24 protein-coding genes and 1 tRNA gene are annotated in these 24,540 nt (G+C 71.5%); 5 read left to right on the top strand and 20 right to left on the bottom strand.

From position 1 onward, the window contains the following. Nucleotides 1–80: 80 nt before the first annotated feature. The 7 genes from HNR67_RS46105 to HNR67_RS03740 all read right to left on the bottom strand — a co-directional run bounded on the left by HNR67_RS46105 (nucleotide 81) and on the right by HNR67_RS03740 (nucleotide 7,522). A complete protein-coding gene (locus HNR67_RS46105; protein ID WP_185000731.1) occupies nucleotides 81–2,918 on the bottom strand; it encodes an LCP family protein in 2,838 nt (945 codons plus the stop codon). Nucleotides 2,919–3,115: 197 nt separating this feature from the next. Continuing rightward, nucleotides 3,116–4,036 (bottom strand): GGDEF domain-containing protein, encoded by a 921-nt coding sequence (locus tag HNR67_RS03765; RefSeq protein WP_407645109.1) that lies wholly within the window; start codon nucleotides 4,034–4,036, stop codon nucleotides 3,116–3,118. Between the two features lie 252 nt (nucleotides 4,037–4,288). Next, nucleotides 4,289–4,735 carry a hypothetical protein gene (locus HNR67_RS03760; protein ID WP_312986366.1) on the bottom strand — a complete coding sequence of 149 codons (447 nt, stop codon included), beginning with the start codon at nucleotides 4,733–4,735 and terminating at the stop codon, nucleotides 4,289–4,291. After that, the gene (gene dusB / locus HNR67_RS03755) at nucleotides 4,732–5,865 is read right to left on the bottom strand and encodes a tRNA dihydrouridine synthase DusB (RefSeq protein WP_312986365.1); all 1,134 of its coding nucleotides are present in this window, start codon (nucleotides 5,863–5,865) and stop codon (nucleotides 4,732–4,734) included. Before dusB ends, HNR67_RS03760 begins: the two co-directional genes overlap by 4 nt. A 38-nt stretch (nucleotides 5,866–5,903) precedes the next feature. After that, complete coding sequence (locus tag HNR67_RS03750; protein WP_185000728.1) at nucleotides 5,904–6,242, bottom strand: SCO4402 family protein; 339 nt, start codon at nucleotides 6,240–6,242, stop codon at nucleotides 5,904–5,906. A 75-nt stretch (nucleotides 6,243–6,317) separates the two neighbouring features. After that, a complete protein-coding gene (locus HNR67_RS03745) occupies nucleotides 6,318–6,836 on the bottom strand; it encodes a TIR domain-containing protein (RefSeq protein WP_185000727.1) in 519 nt (172 codons plus the stop codon). Nucleotides 6,837–6,883: 47 nt separating this feature from the next. Continuing rightward, the gene (locus tag HNR67_RS03740; RefSeq protein ID WP_185000726.1) at nucleotides 6,884–7,522 is read right to left on the bottom strand and encodes a hypothetical protein; all 639 of its coding nucleotides are present in this window, start codon (nucleotides 7,520–7,522) and stop codon (nucleotides 6,884–6,886) included. 219 nt (nucleotides 7,523–7,741) lie between these two features. Here HNR67_RS03740 and HNR67_RS03735 point away from each other — a divergent pair, with 219 nt between their 5' ends. Beyond that, nucleotides 7,742–8,839: a hypothetical protein gene (locus tag HNR67_RS03735; RefSeq protein ID WP_185000725.1), complete on the top strand. Its 1,098-nt coding sequence runs from the start codon at nucleotides 7,742–7,744 to the stop codon at nucleotides 8,837–8,839. On the opposite strand, the gene HNR67_RS03730 is transcribed toward HNR67_RS03735, so the two are convergent. Next, nucleotides 8,836–9,426, bottom strand: a complete 591-nt coding sequence (locus HNR67_RS03730; RefSeq protein ID WP_185000724.1) for a superoxide dismutase — start codon at nucleotides 9,424–9,426, stop codon at nucleotides 8,836–8,838. The genes HNR67_RS03735 and HNR67_RS03730 overlap by 4 nt on opposite strands. Before the next feature lie 80 nt (nucleotides 9,427–9,506). Here HNR67_RS03730 and HNR67_RS03725 point away from each other — a divergent pair, with 80 nt between their 5' ends. Continuing rightward, nucleotides 9,507–10,442: a DMT family transporter gene (locus tag HNR67_RS03725; protein ID WP_185000723.1), complete on the top strand. Its 936-nt coding sequence runs from the start codon at nucleotides 9,507–9,509 to the stop codon at nucleotides 10,440–10,442. Here HNR67_RS03725 and lysA read toward each other — a convergent pair. After that, nucleotides 10,393–11,733: a diaminopimelate decarboxylase gene (lysA, locus tag HNR67_RS03720; RefSeq protein WP_185000722.1), complete on the bottom strand. Its 1,341-nt coding sequence runs from the start codon at nucleotides 11,731–11,733 to the stop codon at nucleotides 10,393–10,395. The genes HNR67_RS03725 and lysA overlap by 50 nt on opposite strands. A gap of 228 nt (nucleotides 11,734–11,961) precedes the next feature. On the opposite strand from lysA, the gene HNR67_RS03715 reads away from it, so the two are divergent. After that, complete coding sequence (locus tag HNR67_RS03715; protein WP_185000721.1) at nucleotides 11,962–12,444, top strand: GbsR/MarR family transcriptional regulator; 483 nt, start codon at nucleotides 11,962–11,964, stop codon at nucleotides 12,442–12,444. 47 nt (nucleotides 12,445–12,491) lie between these two features. Then, a tRNA-Lys gene (locus tag HNR67_RS03710) sits at nucleotides 12,492–12,567 on the top strand. A gap of 34 nt (nucleotides 12,568–12,601) precedes the next feature. Here the strand turns inward: HNR67_RS03710 and HNR67_RS03705 are convergent. The 6 genes from HNR67_RS03705 to HNR67_RS44075 form a co-directional block, all read right to left on the bottom strand. Beyond that, complete coding sequence (locus tag HNR67_RS03705; RefSeq protein WP_185000720.1) at nucleotides 12,602–12,964, bottom strand: hypothetical protein; 363 nt, start codon at nucleotides 12,962–12,964, stop codon at nucleotides 12,602–12,604. A 19-nt stretch (nucleotides 12,965–12,983) separates the two neighbouring features. Then, entirely contained in the window at nucleotides 12,984–13,838 is an 855-nt protein-coding gene (locus HNR67_RS03700; protein WP_185000719.1) for a DUF4097 family beta strand repeat-containing protein, read from the bottom strand. A gap of 77 nt (nucleotides 13,839–13,915) precedes the next feature. Beyond that, on the bottom strand, nucleotides 13,916–14,428 hold the full coding sequence (locus tag HNR67_RS03695) for a toxin-antitoxin system HicB family antitoxin (protein WP_185000718.1): 513 nt from the start codon (nucleotides 14,426–14,428) through the stop codon (nucleotides 13,916–13,918). Nucleotides 14,429–14,486: 58 nt separating this feature from the next. Further along, the gene (locus HNR67_RS03690) at nucleotides 14,487–15,470 is read right to left on the bottom strand and encodes a phosphotransferase (RefSeq protein ID WP_185000717.1); all 984 of its coding nucleotides are present in this window, start codon (nucleotides 15,468–15,470) and stop codon (nucleotides 14,487–14,489) included. 18 nt (nucleotides 15,471–15,488) lie between these two features. Further along, nucleotides 15,489–15,728: a hypothetical protein gene (locus tag HNR67_RS03685; RefSeq protein WP_185000716.1), complete on the bottom strand. Its 240-nt coding sequence runs from the start codon at nucleotides 15,726–15,728 to the stop codon at nucleotides 15,489–15,491. Nucleotides 15,729–15,867: 139 nt separating this feature from the next. Beyond that, nucleotides 15,868–16,263 (bottom strand): TetR family transcriptional regulator C-terminal domain-containing protein, encoded by a 396-nt coding sequence (locus HNR67_RS44075; protein WP_185000715.1) that lies wholly within the window; start codon nucleotides 16,261–16,263, stop codon nucleotides 15,868–15,870. Nucleotides 16,264–16,328: 65 nt separating this feature from the next. On the opposite strand from HNR67_RS44075, the gene HNR67_RS03675 reads away from it, so the two are divergent. After that, nucleotides 16,329–17,867, top strand: coding sequence for a HEAT repeat domain-containing protein (locus tag HNR67_RS03675; protein WP_185000714.1), 1,539 nt, complete (start codon nucleotides 16,329–16,331; stop codon nucleotides 17,865–17,867). On the opposite strand, the gene HNR67_RS03670 is transcribed toward HNR67_RS03675, so the two are convergent. From HNR67_RS03670 to HNR67_RS03650, 5 genes are read right to left on the bottom strand one after another with little or no spacing between them, the layout of a single operon-like run. After that, nucleotides 17,852–18,901 carry a CobW family GTP-binding protein gene (locus tag HNR67_RS03670; RefSeq protein ID WP_185000713.1) on the bottom strand — a complete coding sequence of 350 codons (1,050 nt, stop codon included), beginning with the start codon at nucleotides 18,899–18,901 and terminating at the stop codon, nucleotides 17,852–17,854. The genes HNR67_RS03675 and HNR67_RS03670 overlap by 16 nt on opposite strands. Next, complete coding sequence (locus HNR67_RS03665; protein WP_185000712.1) at nucleotides 18,898–19,893, bottom strand: prenyltransferase/squalene oxidase repeat-containing protein; 996 nt, start codon at nucleotides 19,891–19,893, stop codon at nucleotides 18,898–18,900. The genes HNR67_RS03670 and HNR67_RS03665 overlap by 4 nt, the downstream gene beginning before the upstream one ends. Next, the gene (locus HNR67_RS03660; RefSeq protein WP_185000711.1) at nucleotides 19,890–20,600 is read right to left on the bottom strand and encodes a class I SAM-dependent methyltransferase; all 711 of its coding nucleotides are present in this window, start codon (nucleotides 20,598–20,600) and stop codon (nucleotides 19,890–19,892) included. The genes HNR67_RS03665 and HNR67_RS03660 overlap by 4 nt, the downstream gene beginning before the upstream one ends. Next, nucleotides 20,587–21,855, bottom strand: a complete 1,269-nt coding sequence (locus tag HNR67_RS03655; RefSeq protein ID WP_185000710.1) for a glycosyltransferase family 4 protein — start codon at nucleotides 21,853–21,855, stop codon at nucleotides 20,587–20,589. The genes HNR67_RS03660 and HNR67_RS03655 overlap by 14 nt, the downstream gene beginning before the upstream one ends. A 12-nt stretch (nucleotides 21,856–21,867) precedes the next feature. Further along, nucleotides 21,868–24,531: a tetratricopeptide repeat protein gene (locus HNR67_RS03650; RefSeq protein WP_185000709.1), complete on the bottom strand. Its 2,664-nt coding sequence runs from the start codon at nucleotides 24,529–24,531 to the stop codon at nucleotides 21,868–21,870. Nucleotides 24,532–24,540 lie beyond the last annotated feature (9 nt).

Genomic DNA, 24,540 nt, shown 5'->3' with positions numbered 1-24,540 from the left:
TGCATCCATTGGTGAACCAGCCGTAAACGGGCTCCGAACAACTGGTGCACAAGCCCCGGTCAGCGCCGGTGCCCGGTGGATCAGGTGCAGCTGTTGTCGGCACCGTTCACAGTGGACAGATCACCGGGCAGCTTGGGGGTCGAGGTCGGCGTGCCACCGCCGCCGGATCCGTTGCCCGGCTTGACGATCTTGCCGTCGAACTCCGGGCCGAGCACGAGCTGGATCGAGCCGCCCATGCTGGGATCCGGGGTCATCGTGGCACCCGGCACCGAGGCGGCCAGCGTGCGCGCGGCGTCCCGGCGCTCATCGCTGAACCGGATCACCGTCTTGTCGCTCGGCGTCGGCGAGTTGCCCTTCTTCACCACCGAGAAACCGAGTTCCTCCAGGCCGGTGACCGCCTTGTTCGCGTTGCCTGCCTTGTTGGAACCGTTGAGCACCTGGATCTTCACCGTCTTGGGGTCCACCAGCGCGGCCGGGCTCAGGTCGGCTGGCGGGTTGTTCTGCGCCTGCGGCAACGGGTTCTGGTTGCCGCCACCGGCCGGCTTCTCATGCGGCAGCGGGGTTCCGTTGATGATCGCCTGGAACAGGTTCTTGGCGTCCTTCTCCCGGAACTCCTCGCGGTAGCCCTTGCCGACCTCGACGGTGCGCACCGGCACCTGCACGAAGGTGACCCGCCCGGCTTCCAGGCCCTGCAACGAGGTGCCGAGGGTGAGCATCTGGTCGATGCCGATGTTCTCGCCGTAGGTGGAGCCCGCGAATGCCTTCACGAAGTCCTGGAGCTGACCGGGACTGGTGAGCACCTGCTGGGACATCACCTTGCGCAGCAACGAGGACAGGAACTTCTGCTGCCGCTGGATCCGGCCGTAGTCACTCTGGATCGGGTCGCCCTTGAGCGTGCGCGCCCGCACGTAGCTCAGCGCGGTGTCGCCGGAGATGGTCTGCCGCCCGGTCTGGGTGATCACCGGGCCGATCTTCTCGTCGATCATCGGCTTGGGCACGCACACCTCGACGCCCTTGATCGCGTCCACCATGGCCTTGAAGCCGTGGAAGTCGATGCCGACGAAGTGGTTGATGTTCAGCCCGGACAGCTGCAGCACCAGCTTGGTGATGCACTTCGGGCCGCCGATGGCGTAGGCCGAGTTGAGCTTCTGGTTCTTCCGCGCCGGCTCGGTCTTGCCGGTGTACTTGCCGGTCTTGGCGTCCCAGCCCTCACAGGCCGGGATGGTGACATCCATGTCGCGCGGGAAGGACACGATCACCACGCGCTTCCGGTCCGCAGGCACGTGCGCCACCATCACGGTGTCCGTGCGCGCGCCGCCGGCGATCTTCTCATCGCCCACGCCGTCCTCGGCGGTGGCCCCGGCCCGGCTGTCCGAGCCGATCATGAGGAAGTTCTCCGCGCCGTACTGCTTGTCCTTGTCCTGGATCTCATCGGCGTTCGGGTCCAGGGCGGACACCTCGCGGATCATGCTGTTGAACCACTGCTTGCCTGCCCAGCCGATCCCGGTGGCCACCAGCACGATCGCGGCCACCGCGATCGCCAGCGCCTTGCCGACCAGCACCAGCCGCCGCTTGCGCAGCGAGTCCGGCTCGTCCTCGGGCGGCGGGCCCGCGTAGGCGGGCTCGCGCGGCGGCTCGTCCTCGTCGTCCTCGACCAGCTCGTGGTAGGGCACCCCGACGGTGGCCACGTCCACCGAACCGGGCCGCTCGACCAGCTGGGTCTGCTCCGCGGGCTCGTCCTTGGCCGCCGGCTTGTCGCCCTTGTCCTTGTCCTTGCCGCCGATCCGGATGAACTGGGTCAGCTTGCCGCGCCGCTCCCGCTCGGCCTCCTCGATCTCGGCCATCTCGTCGTGCACGGCGGAGAACCGGGACAGCGTCGCGTCGATCTTGCGCCGCTTGTCGTCCATCTCCCCGTCGACAACGGGCTCGGCCGGCTTGGCGGGTTTCGCGGGCGGCCGGTTACCGGGCCGGGCACCGGCTGGCGGCTGTCCGGGTGCGCCCTGGGGCGGTCCGCCCTGCGGCGGCCGCGGCGGCTGGCCAGCGGGCATGGCAGGGCGAGAAGGCTGGTCGATCCCCGGTCGCGGCGGCTCCATCGGCATCGCCGGCCGCGAGGGCTGGTCCACCGGAGGGCCGGGCCGCATCGGCCGGTTGCCCGGCGGCGGCCCACCGGGGCGCACCCCCGGCGGCGGGCCGGGCGGCCGGGACGGCTCGTCCAGCGCGGCGAACCCGCCATTGGACGGCTGGTCCAACGGCGGCGGCCCACTCTGCGGCGGCGCGCCAAGCGGCGGTCCACCCTGCGATGGCCCACCAGGGGGCGGTCCACCCTGCGGCCGTCCCCGCGGCGGCCGTGGCGGCGCGGACCGGGGCGGCGGCAGTTGGCCGCCACTGGGCTGGTTCAGGTCTGTCTGCGGCGGCATGGGCGGCCGCAACGGCTGGCCGGGATCGCCACCAGGCATCCGCCCGTGCTCGCCACCGGGCATCCGCCCACCGGTCGGCTGACCGAGATCGCCCTGCGGCGGCATCGGCGGTCGCGGCGGCTGGGCCCTGGGCGGCGCGCCCCTGGGCGGCATCGGCGGCGCGTCCCTCGGCGGCATGGGCTCGCGCGACGGCAGACCCTGCGGGGGCGGCATCTGCGGCGGCGCCATGGGCGGCGGCGCGCTCTCCCTGGGCGGCATCGGCGGCACGGGCGGCAGCGGAGGCGGGGAAAGATCGCGCGCGGGCGGCGGCGGGGTCGGGCGGGGGAGCTTGTCGGAGGTGCCGCCGTGCTTGGCGAGCAGGTCCGAGACCGAGGTGCCGCCACCGTCGTCGAGTGACCGGCGGCGCCTGCTCGGCTGGTCCAGATCGGGGGTGTCGTCCTCGGCCCGCCGACGTCGTCCGGAGCGGGAACCGTAGCCGCCCTCGCGGTGGTCGTCCGGCACCCATGCTCCTTCCCGATCGTGTGACTCTCCGACTAATGACGCAGGGCGAACCGCACGGGTTGTAACCCCCGACGGATCGCCCGGTGCCCGATAGTACGGATAACGGGTAGGACACACGAGCACGGCCGCGAGCTTTGTCACGTCCTGTACGGAAAATTGCCGAGTCGCTTAGCCCGATCGGGCCGTACCGAGCAAGATCAGTTATAACCAACCGGCCTTGGCTGGGCCACAGCCCGTCGCCCACCGGCCGCTCCGGCGAGCCGAACGCGTCCGTCCTCTTCCCGGTACGCGACGGCGTTGCGGCCGGACTGCTTGGCCACGTAGAGCAAGCTGTCCGCGCGCAGCAGCTGTTCCTTCGGGTCGGTCGCGGGCGTGTGCGCAGGTGAGCCGGTCAGCTCGTGCGCCAGCCCGATACTCACCGTGACGCGGAGGTCAGGGGCCAGCTGGGTCCACGGGTACCGCTCGACGCGCGCACGTGCCGCTTCACAGACGGCGACCGCGGTCCCAGTGTCGATTCCCGGCACCACCAGCACGAATTCCTCGCCGCCGTAGCGGGCGCAGAAGGCGCCCTCGGGCAGCCCGTCCTGCAGCAGCTCCACCACGCGTTGCAGCACCCGGTCGCCGATGAGGTGGCCGAAGGTGTCGTTGACCTGCTTGAAGAAGTCCAGGTCGACCAGGGCCACGGCCAGCCCGCCCTGCCGGTCGGCCTCGCCGAGCAGGCCGAGCAGCCGCTGGTCCAGGTAACGCCGGTTGTAGCTGGCGGTGAGGCTGTCCCGCAGGCTCTGCTCGCGCGCCTCGGCGTGCTCGCGGCGCAGCCGGTCCACCTCGCGGCGCAGCTGTTCGGGCACCTGCGGCGGGTTGGTCTGCTCGGAGGAGAGCAGGTCCAGTGCGGAGCGCAGGTGCTGGTAGGCCTGCCGCCACTGCCCCCTGGAGGCGAACAGCGCGGCGATGGACTCGTGTAACTGGACCAGCCCGGAGTTGGCGGGTGGCGCGGCGGCCGGGCCAGGATGACCGGCCGCGGTGGCCGGTGAGCGTGGCGGGGTGGGCGCGGAGCAGACCGGCCGCGTGCCATCGCGGAGCGGATCAGACTCGGCGATGTCAGGTCGCAGTACGGTCACCGCGTTCACCTCCCTACCACGGTGGTGTCGTCGGCTACGGCGGCACGCTTGAGCCACTGGACCGGGCTGGTGTCGCATTTCACTTAACTGGTTGACCGTGAGCTGCTCCAACCCGGTGACTCAGCGTGATCCACCACGCTCTTGGTTGTGTACCCGGAAATGGCGGGACGTCCCAAGCTGTTCGGCCATAGCCCACCCACTTGGCCCAGCAGGAAACTGCCGGTAGCCCAAGGTGTGTGGGCCCGGTCACGCTCAGCGTGGGCAGGGGGCGAATCCGTAGGCCGCCCCGTCCAGGACGACCACGTGCTGTGACCCGATCTGGACCCCGACCGTCGTGCCGTCCCGTTTCGCGGTCACCGAGACCGCCACCACGTACACCCGCCCGCGCGGCACGCCACCCCGGCCGGCCGCCCAGTCCGGATCCGGCCGCAGCGTGGACAGCGCGGGCTCCACCGCCAGCACCAGGTTGCCCAGGTCGCAGGCGTCGGTGCGGAAGTCGGGATGCTGGGTGCGCTGCAGGAACGCCCGCTGCGGCCCCGCACCGCCCCGCGCCGCGGCCAGCCCGTCGGTGAAGTACCCGCCGACCAGCCCGGCATCGATCGTCTCGGTGGGCGCGGCCTGCGGCGTCCCGGCCACCCCGACCGCGCACCCGGCCGTGAGCAGCGCGAACACCAGCGGAACGGCCAGCCGCACGCTCACCCGCCGGAGTGCATCAGCTCCGCGCCGACCGGGACCGAGGCGTCCTCCGGATCGTCCAGCCAGCCGTGCGGCAGCGTGACCTTGGCCGGCGAGCCCTGGCGTCCGCGCGGTCCCTCGGCGTCCTCGGGGAACGGCACCTCCGGCGGCAGCTCGGCGAGCAGGTCCTCCAGCTCGGCCAGGCTGGACACCATCGCGAAACTACGGCGAAGGTCCCCGCCCACCGGGAAGCCGCGCAGGTACCAGGCCATGTGCTTGCGCAGGTCCCTGATGCCCTTGTCCGCGCCGAGGTGGTCGATGAGCAGCTCGGCGTGCTGGTGCAGCACCGCGGCCACCCCGCCAAGCGAGGGGCCCTCGGGCACCGGCTGCCCGGCGAAGGCCGCGGCCAGGTCCCGGAACAGCCACGGCCTGCCAAGGCAGCCCCGCCCGACCACGATCCCGTCGCAGCCGGTCTCGGCCACCATCCGCAGCGCGTCGTCAGCGGAGAAGATGTCCCCGTTGCCGAGCACCGGGATCGTGGTCACCGCCTCCTTGAGCCGCGCGATCGCCGACCAGTCGGCCTGCCCGGAGTACCGCTGCGCCGCGGTGCGACCGTGCAGCGCGACCCAGGCCGCGCCCTCCGCCTCGGCGATCCGCCCGGCGTCCAGGTAGGTCAGGTGCTCCGCGTCGATCCCGATCCGGAACTTCACCGTCACCGGGATCCCGGCAGGCTCAGCGGCCCGCACCGCGGCCCGCACGATGTCCCCGAACAGCCGCCGCTTGTAGGGCAGCGCCGCCCCGCCGCCCTTGCGGGTCACCTTGGGCACCGGACAGCCGAAGTTCATGTCGATGTGATCGGCCAGGTTCTCGTCCACGATCATCCGGACGGCCTTGGCCATGTTCACCGGGTCCACGCCGTAGAGCTGCAACGAGCGCGGGTGCTCGTCGGCGTTGAAGGTGATCATGTGCATGGTCATCGGATCCCGCTCGACCAGCGCCCGGGTGGTGACCATCTCGCACACGTACAGCCCGGCCCCGTACTGACGGCAGAGCTGCCGGAAGGCCACGTTGGTGATCCCGGCCATCGGCGCGAGCACCACCGGCGGATCGACCTGGTAGGGGCCGACCCGCAGCAAGGGCGGACGTGCGTTCACCCGTCCATTGTCCGGCACGTTTCGAGTGCCGGCCGCCATCAGGGGTGCTTGGCGAGCAACTCGTGCGCCGCGCCCGCCCTGGCCGCCACCTCCGGCCACCGCGGATGGGTGAGGTAGATCTCATCCGGGGTGGCCGGGTTGTAGTCCGCGAGCACCGCCAGCAACGGCTGCACCGCGGCCCTGACCGCGACCGCCTCCGCCTCGTCCCGCAGCAGCTCGCCAACGCTCTCCGCCGGGTCGAACCGGTCCCACCAGGTGTCGGTGAGCAGCACCTGCACGGTGCCGCTGAGATCCGGCCAGCCGTTGACGGTGGCCGGGGTGAACCCGGCCAGCGCCTCCAACGCGTCCACCACGCCCTGCCTGCGACTCGCGCTCATCTGATCATTGTGGAACTGACCCGGTTCGCATTCGGGTGATGCCATTCAGGTCACACTGACAACCACTCCAGCGGATTACCGCCCTCGGATCCGAGACCACAGGCCCGAGCGTCCTTGCCGCGCTCGGGGCAGGGCAGCCAGCTCTGGGCATAGGGTCCGCAGCTCAGCGGCGATGCGATTCGCGTCCTCGGTGATGTTCCGGTGCTCGAACCGCAGGTACTGCGCCTGCGAGAGGTCGGCGATGTCCGCGGGCAATGAGACCTGACTCAGCCTGGCGGCACCGGTGAGCAAGACAGGCACGACGGGGATGCCCGTGTGCAGTGCCTCCCTGATCTCCTTCCGCACCCAGTCCTCCACGCCCTCGGCGGCGTCTGACTGGAACCGTTCGTGCCAACCAGGGCCGACCACGGCGAGCATGACCCGACTCCGGCGGACGGCTTCGATGATGCCGATCTTGTAGTCGGAACCGGCGGTCAGTGAGCGACCCGCGCGGAAGATGGCCTCGGCCCCGAAGATCGCGGACAGCCGGTCGTCGAGCAGCGCAGCGCCGTACTCGCTGTCCCGGTTGCGGTAGTTGACGAAGACAACACTCAAGACTCGGCTGCCTCCCTCGATGGTGCGTGATTCGCGCGTCGCGGATGCTAGACGAGCGCCGTGACAAGCAGCAGCGCGGTGAGCAGCCCGAACGAGGTGAGGGCGTAGCGGAAGTACCTGATCCCAGCTCGGAGATATCGGTGGCGGTCTCGATGTTGGATCGTCGCGGTCCAGAGTTCGGCGATGCCGTGGCCGAGGATCGAGGCATGGGTGAGCGCCGAGACCTGTTGCGCGAAGCTGGTGTACCCGTCAGCGGACTTGTGCGTGTCCCCCCAGTTGAACAAGAAGCGGGGTGGGATCTCCTTGTCGTGCACTGCCCTGCTGGTCTTGCGAGCGGCGATGGCGCCGATGCAGCTCAGGATCGAGGCCAGGTTGAGCAGGATGGTGACCATTCCGACTGCCGCCACCGCGATGTCGGCGCCGTCGACCGGATTGATGTCCCGGGTCTGCAGCCGGTAGGTGATGAGCAAGGACAGTCCGGTGAACAGGACTGACCCCGCGGTGAGCAGGATCGAGGCGCGGGTGGAGGTGGAGGCGCGCAGCCGGTCGTAGCGGTCGAGGTGCCAGCGGACGAGTTCGAGCAGGGCCTCGGGGGCGAGGTGGGTGCTCGAAGTCGGACGGCCGGGCGGTAGTTCGGCCTCAGCACGGCCCTCCGACCCTCGCCTGCTGAAAGTCCAACCGAACAAGAGCTACCTCACACCCGATGTGCTGAACACGGTGTCCGGAGGTTAGAGCGGAGCTGGTGTTCCGATCAGCCGGTTCGGTCGTCGTCACCTCGTTGGCCCAACCATCCGGAAGACGTCCCGGACAGCACATCGTCGTCCGATTCTCGGAGTTGCCAGGACAGCGCTCACCCCCTGCTGGGAACATCACATCTTGGAACCGCTGTGCCAAATGGAGGACTGATGACCAACGCCCGCCGTATCGGCGCGCTGCTGCTGGCCGCCACCGCGCTGCTGGCCGGGTGCACCAGGGTGGGTGGCGTTGCCGAGGCGGGCGACCCGGTGGAGGGCTACGACAAGCGTGGCTCCGCGGCGCGCAAGGTCCCCTCGCCCGGTGGCGAGCTGGTCTCCCTGCTCAACCCGGAGCCGACCGGGCAGCTGCTCTGCGGCGCGCTGTCCGCGGCGGACTGGTCGACGGTGCTGGGCGGGCCGGTGCAGAGCCGGTGGTCGCAGCGGGGTGGCTGCCTGATCGAGGGCGGGCACCTCACCGTGTACGCGGCGCTGAGCTGGCAGCAGCCGTGCAAGACGCTGGCCAACCCGCAGCAGGTCGACGTGGCCGGCCGGGCGGCGACCGCGGTGAGCACCAACTCCGGCGGCGAGGTGCTCTGCGTGCCGTTCAACCACTTCGGCGAGCAGGAGCTGGACAGGCAGAAGTTCGGCAACAGCGAGGACGCCGTGCCCAAGGGCACCCTGCACCTGACCGCGACCCCCGGCAACAACCCGCCCAAGGCGGCCCGCCAGGTGCTGCACGAGCTGGCGGGCAGGCTGCTCGGCGAGCTGACCAAGCCCGGTCCGGCCGCGCCGGTGCCGGGGGAGAAGGGCGCGCTGCCGTTCACCCCGTTCCCGCCGCCTGCCGACGGCGCCGTGGTCGACCTGCCGCATCCGCAGCGCGCCGCCGCGCTGTGCACCGCGGCCACCGACGAGATGTTCCAGACCATCCTGGGCGCGCCGGTGCGCGAGCGGCAGCTCACCTACGGCGGCGACTGCACGATCTCCGGCGGCGAGCCGTTCAAGGGCGGCGCGCACACGGTGTGGATCCAGATCCTGTCCACCAAGCTGGACGGCGGGCTGTACAACGGCGCGGAGATCACCGTCGCGGGCCGTCCGGCCAAGGTGGGCAGCGTGCTCAGCGGCACCGGGGTGCTGCTGCGGGACAAGATGGACAACCTGCTCGCGGTGCGGCTGATGGCACTGGGCGACAACCGCACCGACGAGGCCCGTCGCGGTCTGGAGAAGGCGCTGGCCGAGCAGATCGTGCCGAAGCTGCTGGGTTCGGTCTAGAAGGCCACGTTCACGCAGGCCAGCCGGGCTCCGGCGGTACCGGCGTGACCCTGGTGCGTGCTCGTCTTCTCGAAGTGGATCACTACGGAGCGCGCTCGACGAGCCCCGAAGTGCCACGGCACCACGGTCTTGCTGAGCGCGACGCCGTGCCGGTTGGTGGTGAAGTCCAGCCAGATCTCGTTGGCGGCGTTGGCGTACTTGGGGTCGACCGAGGGCTGCACCGGGTCGAGCACGTTCTGGAAGTGCGGCCCGGAGTCGGCTGGCGCGGGCCCGCACGGCTTGGTGTGCGCGTGCGCGCCGTAGGTGCGGCCGGGCACCAGCCCGCGCACCGCGAGCAGCACCAGGGTGCCGCCGCGCCGGACGTGCGTCGCGGCGACGGTGACCCCGGCGCCGGTCGGCACCAGCTTGGGATCGTGGGTGACGGCCTTGGCGCCCTCGGCATAGGGCGCGAACCGGCCGACGGTGAGCACGGGAATGGAATCGGTGGAGAGCGAGTTGACCGGATCGGCGCCGGCGGGCGCCGTGCTGCCGGTGGCCAACACCAACACTGCCGCGACGCCGGTCGCGGCAAGGGGAAGACGTCGCATGGTGCTCACCCTGGCACGGTCGGTGAGTTCCGGCAGCGGCAGGCAGCGATGGTATGGCCGGTTGATATGGGGGTAGGGGCATGCGGGACCGGACCTGGCTGGTGGCGCTGGCCGCGGCGTTGTGGGGCACCGACGCCCTGCTCCGGCTGCCGCTGGCGCAGGCACTGCCCTCGGCCACGGTGGTCTTCTGGGAGCACCTGATCGTGGTGGCCCTGCTGCTGCCCTGGGTGCCCCGCGCCCTGCGTGCCTTCGCCGGGCTGAACTGGCCGCGGCGGCTGGCGGTGCTGGTGATCGGCATCGGCTCCTCGGCGGTGGCGACCGCCTTGTTCACCGCGGCCTTCCGCTACGGCGACCCGGTGACCCCGCTGGTGCTGCAGAAGTTCCAGCCGGTGTTCGTGCTGCTGGCCGCCTTCGCCCTGCTCGGCGAACGCCCCCGCGCGCACTACCTCTACTTCGCGCTGCCCGCCCTGCTCGGCGCCTGGCTGCTGAGCTTCCCCGATCCGTTCCGGGTGCAGGTCAGCGCGGTGGTCCCGGCGCTGCTCGCACTCGGCGCGGCCGCGCTGTGGGCAGGCGGCACCGTGCTGGGCAGGCTGGTCAGCGCCGACCTGCGCCCGTGGGACGTCACGGTGCTGCGCTTCACCATCGGCCTGCCCGCGACCGCGGTGGTGGTGGCCGGTCAGGGCGCCCCGTTCCTGGTGGACTGGGCGAACGCGCCCGCGCTGCTGCTGCTCGCGATCGTGCCCGGCCTGCTCGCGCTGAGCCTGTACTACCTGGGCCTGCGCAACACCCCGGCCACCCGCGCCACCCTGGCCGAACTGGCCTTCCCGGCCACCGCCGCGCTGATCGGCGTCGGCCTGCTCGGCGCGCACCTGTCCGGCACCCAGTGGCTGGGCTTCGGGCTGCTGGTGCTGGCGGTGACCGCCCTCGGCTGGCGCGAACGCACCGGCCGAGGGTCCACCGTCCGGCTCAGCCCAGATCCCGGGCCAGCACGTCCTCATCCGTCTCCCGCCGGATGACCGGCCGGTACCGCCCGTCGGCCACCGCGATCACCGGCGGGCGGCCGACCAGGTTGTAGTTGGACGCCAGCGAGTGGTGGTAGGCGCCTGAGCAGGGCACCGCCAGCAGGTCGCCGCTGTGGATGTCGCCGGGCAGTTGCACGTCCTTGGCGATGATGTCCCCGGCCTCGCAGTGCCGTCCGACCACGGTCACCGTGCGTGGCGCCGCCAGGCTGGGGCGGCCGAACATCCTTACCGCGTAACGGGATCCGTAGAGCGAGGGCCGCAGGTTGTCGCTCATCCCGCCGTCCACCGCGACAAAGGTCCGCACCCCTGGCACGTCCTTGACCACGACCACCCGGTACAGCGTCACCCCGGCCCGCGCGACCAGCGACCGCCCCGGCTCCACCACCAGCCGCGGCACCGGCAGGGCGCGCGCCGAGCACTCGTAGTTCACCGCGCACCGGATCCGCGCCGCGAAGCCCTGGAGGTCGAACTCCTCCTCGCCCGGCAGGTAGGCCACCGCGTGCCCACCGCCGATGTTCAACTGCGGCAACACGATCCCGTGCTCATCCCGGATCGCCGCCAGCAACCCGACCATCCGCCGCGCGGCCAGCTCGAACCCGGCCACCCGCCCGATCTGCGAGCCGATGTGGCAGTGCAACCCGGCCAGGTGCAGGTTCGGCTGCCCGAGCACCCGCCGCACCGCCTCCGCCGCCGCGCCACTGGCCAGCGAGAACCCGAACTTCTGGTCCTCCACCCCGGTGGCGATCGCCTTGTGCGTGTGCCCGTCAACGCCCGGCGTCACCCGCACCAGCACCTGCTGCGGATACCGGGCCAACGCGCCCAGCTGCTCGATCTCGTCGAAGGAATCGAGCACCACCCGCCCAACCCCGTACCCCACCGCGGCCTTCAGGTCCTCCGGCGTCTTGGCGTTGCCGTGCAGGATGATCCGCTCCGCCGGGAAGTCAACGGCCCGCGCGACGGCGAGTTCCCCCGCCGAACACACGTCCAGCGAAAGCCCCTCCTCCCGCACCCACCGCGCCACGGCCTTGGTGAGCAGGGCCTTGCTGGCGTAGGCGATCTCCATGTCCGGCAGCGCGGCCCGGTAGTCCCGGCACCGCTGCCGCACCTGGGCCTCGTCCAGCACGTAGGACGGCGTCCCGAAGTCGGCCGCGACCCGCCGCAGCGACACACCCCCCACCACCAGGTCGTTGTCCGGCCCCAGTTCGGTACCCGCCGGCCAGATCCCCGGCTCCAGGTGCGAGCGCAGCGAGCGGTGCAGCGACGGTATGAGGTACTCCAGAGTCACGACGGCCTCCGCGGGCACTGTCACGGGCACGTTGCCCGCCAATGACGAGAAAACGCCGCCCAGCCCCCGCCGTCAGCCGTCCCTACGCGCCCCTGACGCCCCACCCAGCCACGTTTCCGCAACCCTGACGCGCCAGGTGGCCCCGACCACACCGCACTAGCTTCACATCTTCCTGAAACAGCTAAACTAAACCGGCAGGTCAAGGGGGTGACGGAGAGGATGGCCTACATGACCGGTCCCACCCCACCCGCCAGGGACGAGGCGGCCGTGGCCCGCTTCGTGGAACGCTTCGCCCTGATCCTCACCGACGCGGGCTGGCCCCGCATGCCGTCGAGGATCTTCGCCAGCCTGCTCGCCAGCGACGACGGCACCCGCACCGCCGCCGACCTGGCCACCCACCTGCAGATCAGCCCCGCCGCCGTCAGCGGAGGCGTCCGCTACCTGACCGACATCGGCCTGGCCACCAAGGAACGCTCCCCTGGCGCCCGCCGAGACCACTACCGAGTCCGCGACGACCTGTGGTTCGAGACCCTGATGCGCCGCGAACAGCAGATCTCCCGCTGGGTCCAAAGCGTCAAGGAAGGCATCCAGGCCGTAGGCCCCACCACCCCCGCAGGCCACCGCCTGGAACTAACCAGGGACTTCTTCGAGTTCCTGCAAACCGAACTCCCCACCCTGGTGGCCAACTGGCAACGCCCCAGCCCCCCGTGATCGCAACCACGACGCACGACCCAGCCCGGTATCGGTAGAGTGTCCCCGGGCCGCTAGCTCAACTGGCAGAGCAGCGGACTTTTAATCCGCGGGTTGTGGGTTCGAGTCCCACGCGGCCCACCAAACCCCCAGGTCATCGGCCTGGGGGTTTTGCGTGTCAGGACCCGCCCAGGAGGCGCGCGGTCACCTGGTCGAGCAGCTTCCCGAAGGCTTCCACGCTGGTGATCCCGCTGCCGTCCACTTCGTGTACTTCCTCAGTGTGCGGGTCGATGACATCGACATCGGCCCACCCGCCGCGGAACAGGACCACGTACGCGACACAGCAGTCTCCGTGGTCCACCCGCACGCCGACGGAATCGGGATCGAACACCGCGGTTCGCTCGGTGATCAGGTGTTGGGGCCAGTTCTCGGCGTGATCCCGCCAGGTCACCGGCCCCACGGTGAACCCGGCGGCTTCCCAGACAGCCCGGCGAGCGTGGATTTCTCCTGCCGCGGCGTCCAGGTCCACGATCCGCTCCACGGTCGTTTCCCTTCTCAGGTCACACGGTCTGGGGCTGGGTGCGGTGGACTCGGATGTCGCCGGCCAGGGTGCGGGCTTGGATTTTGACGATTTCGTCGTTGGTTTCGGGGCCGCCGGTGGTGGCGAGTTCGTTGATCAGGCGGCCGGTCAGGGCGCTGACGTCGAGGTGGGCCGCGGTGCCCTTGCGGATGCCGACTTCCAGGTCGCCGACGTTGGTGTCCAGGACGATTGAGCCGCGGATTACCTCGTTGAGGCGGATGTTGCCGGCCGCTGACTTCACCGCGACGGTGGACTGGGCGCGGTGGATGGTGGTGTCGCCGTTGGCGACCTTGACTCGCAGGTCGCCGGTGATGTCGCCGATCGTGGTGGGGCCGTTGGAGTTGCGGATGACGGCGGTGCCGTCGATCTGGTGCAGCCACACCTCGCCGGAGCCGGTGGTGATGTCGGCGTGGCCGGTGGCGTGTTCGACCGAGATCCGGCCGGTGGTGGTGTTCAGGTTCAGCGGGCCGGTCTGGTTGAACTCCAGGTCGCCGCTGGCGATGCTGAAGCGGCATTCGCCGAGCAGGCCGGTGGCGCGCAGGTCGGCGACGGCCGAGTCGCCGCGCAGGCGGGAGCCGACGGGCAGGTCGATCACCACGTCGATGCTGCCGCGGCCGCCCAGCAGGGGCTTCGGCTTGGGGGTCTTGATCACCAGGGTGCCGTTGCTGAAGCGGACCTCGGTGAGGTCGGCCAGGGCGACGTCCTTCTTGCTGCTCTCCGTGCTGGGGCGCACCTCGACCGCGGTGTCGATGCGGTCGGTGGCGTTGATCCGGATGTTGGCCGAGATCAGCGACAGTTCGACGGTGATCGGGGCGGGGGTGTCGAAAATAGGCATGGCTGTGCCCTTCCAGGGTCGTTGATGAGCGTTCCCGCAGGTCGGGAACGTATGGAGTGGAGCTGGAACCGGTGGGGCTAGCGCACCCAGCCGGTGAACTTCTGGCCGAAGGCCGCGCCGCGGCGAGCCGGGGGTTCCGGCTCCAGTGCCGCGGCGGCGGCCCGGACCAGCCAGGCGTTGACCGAGAGCCGGTCGCGGCCGGCGGCCTCCTCGATCCGGGCCTTGAGCTGTTCCGGCAGTCGCAGGTTGATCCGCGACATGGGACCGTCATCGCCCTCTGGTGCCACCGATGGCACACCAGTGGTGCCATCCTGCTGTCGCGCCACGTCCTCGAGCGCCACACCGCCAGGTGCCGGCGTCACCACGAAGGTGGGCGAACCACCGCGCAGTCGCAGGTCGACCGACCCGGGAGCCAGCTCCCTGGTGATCTCGTCCGCGGCCGTCGACAGCGCCTCGAGCAGCGTCAATCGCACCGCCGAGTCCAGTGGCGCGCTGAGCCGATCGGCCAGCGCCCGAGCTTCCGCGCCGCCGGCTTCGGCGGCCACCGCCAGCTCGTTGCGGAGGTTCTCGACGTAGGGCGTCAGGTCCATGGCGTAACTATGGCACCACTTTGGCACCATTGCAAGTCTGAGTTGGCACCACTTGGCGTCAGGGTGTGTCATCGGCTGGCGCGGCCGAGTTATCCCCCGCTGTGGACAAGTCTGTGGACAACTCGAACGTATGTTCGATCAGGTGTCGGATGCGGGTCGCCGCCTGGTCCGCGATCGGGTGCGGGGCCGGGCGGGTGACCAGCTCGGTGAGCGCGAACATGTCCAGCACCCGGCCCAGATAAGCCCAGTTCGCAGGCGGTGTCGCTGGCTGGTGGGCGGCGAAGGCGGTGTGGAAGGCGGGCAGGAAGCCGGTCGGGTACTCGGTGCCGAAGCGGGCCATGTTGGCCGCGTCGCCGTACGGGCAGCCCGCGTAGCTGAACTCCCAGTCCAGCACCGCGTCCACCCGCCAGTCCGCACCGACCCGGCTGACCAGGATGTTCTTCGGGTTCAGGTCGGAGTGCACCAGCCGGGACTGGCCGTCGACCGCGGTCAGCGCAGGGGCGTGTGCGGTGCACAACTCCAGCCAGGCCGCCTGCGCGGCGGCGTCCAGCCGGGTGTCCGGGGTGTCCGCCAGCCAGCTCGCGACCAGCTCCGGCAGCTGGGCCGACCAGGGGCGTTCCGGGCCGACGGTGAGCTGCTCGTCGGTGAAGAACCCCGGCCGGTCGAACTCCACCGCGCTGATGGCCGCGGCGACCCGGCCCACCTCGGCGCCGAGCGCACCCAGCTCGGCCGGGGTGAGCGAGTCGTCCGCGAGCACGTGGCTGAGCAGGGCGCCGGTGCGGTACTCGATGACCATGACCGGCCGGGTGACGGCGGTGCCTGGCCGGACCAGCAGCACCTGGGGCACCGGCACGTGCGGCCGCGCCGCCGCCATCACCGCGGCCTCGATCACCGGGTCCGGCCCGCCGAACCGGGCGACGACCTGGCCGGTGGTCAGCGTGAGCAGGCAGGTCTGGTGCGAGAAACCGCCGGCCAGGGTGCGGGTCGCGAGCACCCGGCCGCCCAGCGCGATCTCGATGGCCGCGGTCTCCTCGGGGTGCATCGGCCCAGTCTGGTGCGGTCAGGACTTCGGCGCATACCAACCGAAGAAGACCGCGAAGTAGAAGACGGCGTTGCGGGCCAACAGGAAACCGACGATGGCGGCGATCCACTGCACGGTCTTGCGGGTGTTGGCGGCCAGCCGGTCCCGCAACCGCGCCAGCTTCGCCCGCCGGGTTTCGCTGAGCAGGCGGTGCACGGCCAGGAACGGCAGTGCGGTGGAGAACTCCAGCACCGAGACCGCCAGGCCGAGGCCGAACAATGCGGGCAGGCGGTCGGTGATCGGCAGCCGGGGCTCGCGGTTGCGGTGACGGTCCGGATTCTTCTTGTCCCGGCTGGAATCCAGCCAGCTCCAAAGGACAGCGTGACAGCAAGCATTCCTGTTTCCCCCCAAGGTGTTGCTATCGCGTCTGTGGCACCTCGAAAACGCGGTCGAGGTAGCGGAGCAGCATCTCCTCGGCCTGGGCCGGGCTGATCGCGGTCGGATCGGCGACCAGGGTCGCGGTCAGGCCGTCGGTGAAGGCGACCAGCATGGCGGCCTCGAAGTCGGCGTCCAGCTGGGCCGGGGCCTCACCGAGTTCCTGGGCCCAGCGCAGGGTGGCGGCGCACTGCTTGCGGACCATCTGCGCGGCCGCGTCGATCACCTTGCGTAGTTGCGGGCTGTGCAGGCCGCGGTACAGCCGGATCCGGATCGAGCCAACGTGTTCGGCTGCCGCGAGCCGGGCCAGGGTCTGTTCCACCAGGTGGTCGAAGGCGAAAAGCGGCAGCTCGTCCTTGGTGTGGAAGTACCGTTGCACACCTGTCCGCGGCCGCGGTCATCTGGCGGTGGCGGGCCCGGTGGCTCGGTGATCAGGGGGTATTGATGGCTGGGACGACTCAGGCGGCGCTGGACGCGGCGCTCGTGGCGGCGGATCCGTGGGCCGAGCTGGGTGCGTTGGTCGAGGCGCCTGCGCCGGATCTGGCGCAGGTCGCGGAGGCGCGGTACGCCACGGCCGAGGCTGAGCAGCGGCGGCGGTTGAGCTGGCTGCTCGGCCACCTCGGGGATCCCGGTGCGGCCGCGGTGCTGCGGTTGCTCGCCGCGCACACCGGCGATGACGCGCACGACCTGCTCGGCACGGCGGTGCGTCGTGGGCTGCGGTTGCCGGGTGAGCTGTTGTGGCGGCTGGCGGCGGATCTGGGTGATGCCGAGCCGGTGCTGCACGCGATGGGACTCGCCGCGGATCCGGGGTTCGCCGACTACCTCGGTGCGCGGCTGGGCAGCAAGGGAAAGCGGGCCGCGGCGGCGATGGCGCTGGGGCGGTTGGGGGATCGGCGCTGGACCGAGCCGATCGCGCGGCGGCTCGCGGAGGTGGTCGGGCTGGAGCACACCGCGTTCGTGGTCGCGCTGGAACTGCTCGGGGATCCGGCCGCGGCGCCGTACCTGGTGCGGCAGCTCAAGGACGCGGTCGCGCCGGGGGATCTGCTGCACGCGCTGGTGCGGCTGACCGGGCGGGATCCGCTGTTGCCGCTGTGGACCGGGCCGTCCGCGGAATCCCGGCAGACGTTGTGGCGCAGGTGGTCCGAGGTCGACCTGGCGGTGCGGGCCGAGCCGGAGATCCGGGAGCTGGTGCTCGGCGCGCGGCGAGCCGAGTTCGAGTTGCACGAGGGGCGCGGCCGGATCCGGTTCGGCTACGACCCGCCGGTGCCGGGCTCGGTCTGGCCGCGCTGGAACCGGTCGCTGCTGGTCGGCGGGCAGCCGCTGTACCAGGTCGGTTCGGACTGCGGCACCTGCCAGACCATGCTGTGGCTGCTCGGCTGGCCGGAGCGGGTCAGCGCCGCCTCGGCGGACCGGCTGCGTGCCGCTCTGTCCACTGTGGACTCGCTGGCGGACGGCGTGCTGGCCGCGCTCGCGCCGCTGGTGCTGGAGTTGCCGACCGGGCACTACCGGGCCTACCTGGTCGACCTGCCGGTGCAGCGTGTGACCGAACCCGGGAAGTCCTGGTGGGTGCGCCGCTGGGACGATCGCGAGGGCGCGGTCAGGACCGACGAGGACTGGCCGGGGGTCGAGCATTTCCAGCTGCCGGAACGCATTCCGGGGCCGATGCCGACCTACGGCGTGCTGCTGCCCTCCCAGCCCCGGCTCGACCCGGACACCGTCGCCCGGCACCGCGCGGCCATCGCGGCCGGGGCTCGACCAGCGGCGGTGGTGCTCGGCTGGATCGAGGACACCTGGGTGGAGGCCGAGTTCGAGGAACGCTTCCTGGTCGGCGCGGTGCTGGACGGGCACCACAAACTGGCCGCCTACGCCGAGGCAGGCGTCCCCGCGCGGGTGCTGTTGCTGGCCCGCGGCGAGGACAACTGGCATCCGGACCACGGCTGGGCGGACCGGTTCGAGGCGGTGCTCGGTCAGTTTTCCGGCTGAGGCTCGTCCAGCGCGGCCAGCAACCGCAGCATGCTGCGCTCCTCGGTGCTCGCCGGGTCCGTGTCCACGCACTCGGCGAGCCTGCGCCGGACCTGTTCGGCGTCCAGCTCCGCGCCGATCAGCACCAGCTGGTTGAGCCGGTTTTCCCGGCGCGGCCAAGGGGATCGGCTCACCTGGAGGTGGCTGCCGACGGTGTGCAGGGTGAACCGCTGGTCATGGTCCGGGAGTCCGAAGTGGACGAAGCCCTTGATCCGGTAGACCCCGGTCGGCCGGTCCCGCAGGAAGTCCATCAGCCTGCCGGGGTGCAGTGGCGCGGACTCGGTGAAGCTCACGCTGTCGTAGGCGGTGTGCAGGTGCTCGTGCGGGTGGTCCGCGTCGTGCTCGCGGAGCAGTTCGTCCAGGGTGAGCTGGCGTGGCTGGGACAGGTCCTCGGTCCGCGGTTCGTGGTCGAACAGCAGTGCGGTGTCGACCTGGCCGTGGCTGGTTGGCAGGACCGGCGTGCCCGGTGCCAGGTGCTCCAACTCGTTGAGCAGCAGCAGCCGTTCGGTGTCGTCGATCCGGTCGACCTTGTTGAGCACCACCAGATCCGCCAGCCGCAGGTGCTTGTCCAGCTCCGGATGCCGCTGCCGGGTGGCCTCGAACTCCACCGCGTCCACCACCTCGACCAGCCCGCCGTAGGCCAGCCGCGGGTTCTCGCTGGTGACCACCATCCGCACCAGCGTCTGCGGTTCGGCCAGGCCGCTGGCCTCGATCACGATCACGTCGATCCGCGCCTGCGGCCGGGCCAGCCGGTCCAGCATCTCGTCCAGTTCGGAGGTGTCGGCCACGCAGCACAGGCACCCGTTGGACAGCGACACCATCGAGTCCGCCTGCCCCGCCACCAGCATCGCGTCGATGTTGACCTGCCCGAAGTCGTTGACCACCACCCCGATCCGGGCGCCGTGACTGTTGTGCAGCAGGTGGTTGAGCAGGGTGGTCTTGCCGGAGCCGAGGAATCCGGCGACCACGATGACCGGGATCTGCTGCTTGCTCACGACGTTTCCTTCTCGGCGGGGACCGGGGCGAACGTGCCGAGTGTGGCACGGTCGCCCGCCTGCGCCGCGGTGGCGAGCAGCACCGCGCCCGCGGTCCAGGTGGTGCGTTCCTCCGGCCAGCGCACCCGGTTGGCGAACTGGTAACCGGTCCAGTACCCGCCGTCCGGGCAGCGCAGCGCGGCCAGGTCGGCCAGCAGTGCCCCGGCCCGTGCGGAGTCGCCCAGCACCGCGAGGGTCAGCGCCAGTTCCGCGGTCTCCCCACCGGTCACCCAGGGCTGGTCGTGCACGCAGCGCACGCCGAGGCCGGGTTCCACGAACCGGTGCCAGTCGGCCTGCAACCAGCTCAGCGCCGCCGACTCGGTGACCGCGCCGCCGAGCACCGGGTAGTACCAGTCCATCGAATGCGGTTTGGGCAGGAACAGGGTGGCGTCCAGCAGCGCGGTGCGCAGCCTGCTCGCCGCGGCCGACCAGTCCGCGGTGGGCGCGCCCAGCCGGTGGCCAAGGGCGATCGCGCAGTGCAGTGCGTGGTGGATGCTGGCGCAACCGGCACGCAGCGCGAGCGCGCAGGTGCTGCCGTCCGGCCTGCGGTGCCAGCCGATGGTGCCGTCCGGGGCCTGCAGGTCCAGCACGAAGGCCATGGCCGCGCGCACCGTCGGCCACAGCTCCCTGGCCAGCGCGAGGTTTCCGGTGTGCCGCAGGTGATGCCGGAGGCCGACCGCGAGGTAGGCGGTGTAGTTGCTGTCGCCGTGCGGGTCGGTGACCACGCCGTCCTGGTAGGCGGTGGCGAAGGAACCGTCCGGCCGCTGTCGCCCGGCCAGCCAGCGCAACGCCGCCGCGGCCGCCGGGTGGCAGCCTGCCGCGTCCAGGCCCATGGCCGCCTCGACGTGGTTCCACGGGTCGAGATGACCGTTGTCGTCCCAGGGGATCGAGCCGTCCGCGCGCTGGATGGCCTGGATCCAGCGCGCGGTGGCGGCCCGGTCCTCCGGGGTCATGCCGGTTTGACCGCGTAGAGGACCAGGCTCTTGCCGATCACCGGGTTCAGCAGCCGGTCCGCGGTGCGCGAGGCCCAGTTGCCGCGTTCGATGTCCCAGCACAGGAACTCGTGGTAGCGCCGGACCAGCCTGGTCTCCCGGCTCGGCCCGACCGCGCACTTGAGCCACCAGTACGGCATGTGCAGCGCGTGCGCGTGATGGCTGCCGATCGGGGTCAACCCGTGCTCGCGCAACAGCTTCCGCAGCACCCGCCGCCGGTAGACGCGCACGTGCCCGCCCTCGACCTCGTGGTACTCCCTGGACAGCGCCCAGCAGATCCGCTCCGGCAGCCAGCGCGGCACGGTCACCGCGAGCAGCCCGCCAGGCGCGAGCACCCTGGCCAGTTCGCCGAGCACCGCGTCGTCGTCGGGCACGTGCTCGAGCACCTCGGCGGCCATGATCCGGTCGAAGGCGTTGTCCGGGAAGGGCAACGCGGCGCCGTCACCGTGCACCGCGTGCGCGCTCGCGCCCGGCGGGGCCTCGCCGACGTAGGCCATCGCGCCGAACATGTCCCTGACCTCTTTGAGCACCGCGCCGTCCAAGTCCAGTGCCAGCACCCGTCCGCCACGCCGGTAGGCCGCGTAGGCGTGCCGCCCCTGCCCGCAGCCGAAGTCGAGCACCCGGTGCCCGGCGGCGATCGGGAACCGGTCGAAGTCAATGGTCAGCAAGTGCGCTCCGGTGGCAGGCGGAATCAGGGAGAACCCGTTGGTACTGCTCGACGGTGGCCAGCGCGGTGCGCCGCCAGGTCAGCGCGGCCGCCCGGCGCACGCCACCGGCGCCCAGCCGCGCGCGCAGCTCCGGATCGGCGAGCACCCGGCACAGCGCCGCCGCCAGCGCGTCCGGATCCGCCGGTGGCACCAGCAGTCCGGCCTGCTCGTCCCGGCCGACCACCTCCGGCAGCGCACCCGCGGTGGTGGTGACCAGCGGGGTGCCGCAGGCCATCGCCTCGGCCGCGGGCAGCGAGAATCCCTCGAACAGCGAGGGCACGCAGACCACCGCCGCCGACCGGAGCAACCCGGCGAGCTGCCCGGTGGTCAGGTCGGGCTGGAACCGCACCGCACCGGCGAGATCGGGGTGGGCCAGCAGCGCCGCCGCCGGGCTGTCCGCCTTGGGCCTGCCGACCACGACGAGTTCGGCAGGCATCCGCCGCCGCACCAGCGCCACCGCGGCCAGCAGCGTGCGCAGGCCCTTGATCGGCACGTCCGCGCTGGCGGTGACCACGATCCGCCCCGGCACCCTCGGCCCGGTTCCCGGCCGGAACACCGAGTGGTCCACGCCCAGTGGCACCACGGAAACGCGCTCGGCCGGCACCCGCATCCGGCGCACGATCGCCGCCCGCGCGGCCGCCGACACGGTCAGCACCGAGGTGGCCTGCCTGGCCACCCGGCCCTGCATGCCGAGGAAACGGTGCCAGCGTTGCGCACCCAGCCGGTCCGCGCCGGTGGTGGCGGCGAGCTTGAAGTCCCGGTCGATGGCCACCGGGTGGTGCACGGTGGCCACCAGCGGCAACCCCAGCCAGCGCAGGCCGAGCAGGCCGTAACCCAGCCCCTGGTTGTCGTGCACCAGATCGAATTGTGCCCGGCGCGCGGACAGCTCCGGCAGTGCCCGCAGCGAGAACGACAGCGGTTCGGGGTAGTTGCCGCGGTAGCGGAAATCCAGGTACTCCACCCAGTCGGCCAGGCCGCGCACCCGGTGCAGCGGCGGTAACCGGAACGGATCCGGCTCGCCGAAAATGTCCAAAGTGGACAGTCGGGTGAGTGGGATGCCGGGGTCGAGGTCGGGGTAGGGCGGACCGGCGAAGACCTCGACGGTGTGGCCGAGTGCGTGCAGTTCGCGGCTGAGCTGCCGCACGTACACGCCCTGACCACCGGAATGCGGGGCGCCGCGGTAGCTCAGCAGCGCGATCCGCAACGGTCGCGTCACGCCGCCACCGCGTTACCCGCCAATGGATTCCTCATAGATCGGCCGCCAGTGGCCGAGTTGCTTGTCCACCTCGCGCAGCTGCGGGTGCCACCGGCCGAAGACCTGCTCGGTGGCCGGGCGCATGTCCTGCCACAGCTCCAGCGCCGCGCCGACCTCGCCGGACTTGGCCAGGAACATGGCCGCGAAGCAACGCACAGTGAGCGTGTCCGGGTGGTCCGCCCCGACCGTGTTGGTGAGATCGGCGACCAAGGCCGACCACCGAGAGGCGACGGGGGGGGGGTGCGGTACTTCGGACTCCCGGTACAGGATGTTGGTCCGGGTACGGAGAGTGTCCAGGTGGGTGGGGCCGAGCACTCGTTCGCGCACTGGCAGCACCGCCCGGAACTCGGTCAGCGCGTCGGTGTCCGGGAGGGCGAGCACCCGGTCGTGCCTGGTCATCAGCGTCTGTGGGTGCTCGGGGCCGAGCAGGCGCAGGCAGTCGGCGAGCAGCAGGTCGTACATCTCCCTGGCCGGCGCCGAATCCCCGCTCGCCCGCGTCCAGAAGGCGATGTTCTCCCGCAGGTTCAGCGCCTCCTCGTGTGCCGGGCCGAGCAGCGTGTGCACCCGGTCGAGCAGGTAACCGAAGGCGCGCAACGCGGCCGCCGGGTCACCCGACTTGGCCGTCCAGGTGGCCACCCGGCCCTCGGCGCGCAGGCTGAGCGGGTGGTCGGCGCCGAAACGCTCACTCACCAGCTGGGCCAGCCCGCTCCAGCGTTCCCGCTGCTCCGCCGGGATCCGCGCCTCCCGCTGGTCCAGGCAGGCCAGCGCCTCGGCGTGCCGCCCACCCAGCCACCGGTGCCGGACCTCGGCGGCCAGCGCGTAGTCCGCGGCCGGGGTGCCCCGCCGAGGTGCCCCGGCCAGGACGTCGGCGAGCCGGGCGTGCCGGCGAACCGGGTCCACGCCGAGCACGACGCCGTCGGCGAGGTAGTCGGCCAGCGCGGGCAGGGCGAGTCCGACCAGCTCGTGGTCCTCGCCAGGGTGTGCCCGCACGATGATCGCGTCCAGCCTGGCCAGCACCGTGCGCACCGCCGCGATCTCCTGACCCAGTGCGGCGGCCAGCACGGTGATCGGCAGCACCGGACCAGGGCCGGCGGCGGCCAGCAGCGCCAGCACGTCCCGGCCCTGCTCGCCGATCGGGCCGGGAGTCCTGATCTTCGCCCGGCGCAGCAGCTCGTCGAATGCCTCGGTCAGCTCGCGGGGCAGCCGGGCGCCGTCGGCCGAGATCGCCGCGGCGGCCACGGCCTCGCTGAACAGCCTGGCGGCGGTCCAGCTCCGGCCGGCCATCCGCACCAGCTCCGGCACCCGGTGCACCGGCACCTCGTGCGACCGGATGACCTGGTCGATCTCCGCGTCGGTGGCGGGCGGCACGGTGACGACGGCCGCGGGCAGTCCGGCAGGCAGGTCCCTGGTCGCGGTGATCACCCGCACCGCACCGAGTTCCGGCTCGTCGAGCAGCCGGGTGAGCAGTCCCCACAACCGGTCCCGGTCGCCGCCGGAGAACCCGTCGATGCCGTCGACCACGATCCGCACCTCGCCGCGCGGAGCCAGTCGGCGCAGCGGGCCGAGCACGTTCAGCTCGAAGGCATCCGCCCTGGCCCCGGCCTGATCCGGCACGGTGTCCCAGTAGCCGGTCACCGCCTCGGCGAAGCCGTCGAGGGTCAGTTCGAGCTGACGGCGCAGCTCACCGGCGATCGACTCCAGCAGCTCGCCGCCGCTGAGCAGCAGTCCGGCGTGCGCCGGCTGGAGCAGCCCGGCCAGCAGCGTCGACTTCCCGCTGTCCCTGGGCCCGTGCAGCAACACGCATCGCCCTGCCGTGTCCAGCGCCTTGGCCACCTCCGACTCCACCGGCCGCCGGATCAGGCGGGTGCGCAGGCCCTCGGCCACCGGCACGAACGCGGTGCCCGCCAGCGGCGAGCCCTGCCAGTGGCTGCCGCGGTTGGCCAGCAGCCACAGGCCGCGGTCGCTGCCCGCCACCTCGTCGGTGCCGTTGAAGGACAGGTGCAGGGACAGCTGGTACCCGCAGGAGCTGAGCAGCCGCCCTCGGATGTCCTCCGCGCGCAGGTGCTCCCCGAAGTCCCGGTGCCCGGTCCGCGCCAGCTCGGTCAGCGAACGCGACATGCACGCGTTGTACGCCTTGCCGTCATCGGCCGCGGTGAGCACCTCGAACCGGCTCAGCGACCGGCGGATCGGCGTCAGGCAGTCCCTGGCCACCGCCTCCAGGCCGAACGCGGCGTGGCAGGCGTCGATCAGCAGCACCAGCCCGTCGATCCGCGGGTAGCGGCGCAGCAGTTCCTTGACCCGCTGGCCGACCAGCAGCGAGTCCTGCGAGTCCGGACCGGTGCTGTCCCTGGCCATCAGGTAGTAGTCGTCGTCGTTGAGGTCGCCGTGCCCGATGAAGGCGATGATCAACGTGGCGCGCTGCTCGTGCGCCTGCCGGAACGCCTCGTGCAGGGCCGCGTCCAGCTCCCGGTAGGTCGGATCGATCACGGTCGGTCCGGCGGGCAGCGCTGGTCGGCAGCGGCCGAGATCGGGATGGATGAGCACCTCGGCGAGGTTGTGCGCCGCCCCGGGCAGCACCTCCAGCCGCGCTCCGCCGTCGGTCTGAGACCCGATCACCAGCACCAGTCGCCCACCCACCAGGTCAAG

Origin of the sequence: Crossiella cryophila (assembly GCF_014204915.1) — a bacterium.
In the GTDB taxonomy this organism is placed as follows: Bacteria; Actinomycetota; Actinomycetes; order Mycobacteriales; family Pseudonocardiaceae; genus Crossiella; species Crossiella cryophila.
Note: the sequence above shows the minus strand (reverse complement) of the source record. Positions and strands in the feature narration are given on the sequence as shown.

Coding starts and splice junctions, on each gene's coding strand:
- HNR67_RS03750 (WP_185000728.1), bottom strand. CDS start 6,242: ATGAGCGCGAGTCGCAGGCAGGGCGTGGTGGACGCGTTGGAGGCGCTG.
- HNR67_RS03735 (WP_185000725.1), top strand. CDS start 7,742: ATGACCAACGCCCGCCGTATCGGCGCGCTGCTGCTGGCCGCCACCGCG.
- HNR67_RS03730 (WP_185000724.1), bottom strand. CDS start 9,426: ATGCGACGTCTTCCCCTTGCCGCGACCGGCGTCGCGGCAGTGTTGGTG.
- HNR67_RS03725 (WP_185000723.1), top strand. CDS start 9,507: ATGCGGGACCGGACCTGGCTGGTGGCGCTGGCCGCGGCGTTGTGGGGC.
- HNR67_RS03715 (WP_185000721.1), top strand. CDS start 11,962: ATGACCGGTCCCACCCCACCCGCCAGGGACGAGGCGGCCGTGGCCCGC.
- HNR67_RS03700 (WP_185000719.1), bottom strand. CDS start 13,838: ATGCCTATTTTCGACACCCCCGCCCCGATCACCGTCGAACTGTCGCTG.
- HNR67_RS03695 (WP_185000718.1), bottom strand. CDS start 14,428: ATGGACCTGACGCCCTACGTCGAGAACCTCCGCAACGAGCTGGCGGTG.
- HNR67_RS03690 (WP_185000717.1), bottom strand. CDS start 15,470: ATGCACCCCGAGGAGACCGCGGCCATCGAGATCGCGCTGGGCGGCCGG.
- HNR67_RS03675 (WP_185000714.1), top strand. CDS start 16,329: ATGGCTGGGACGACTCAGGCGGCGCTGGACGCGGCGCTCGTGGCGGCG.
- HNR67_RS03665 (WP_185000712.1), bottom strand. CDS start 19,893: ATGACCCCGGAGGACCGGGCCGCCACCGCGCGCTGGATCCAGGCCATC.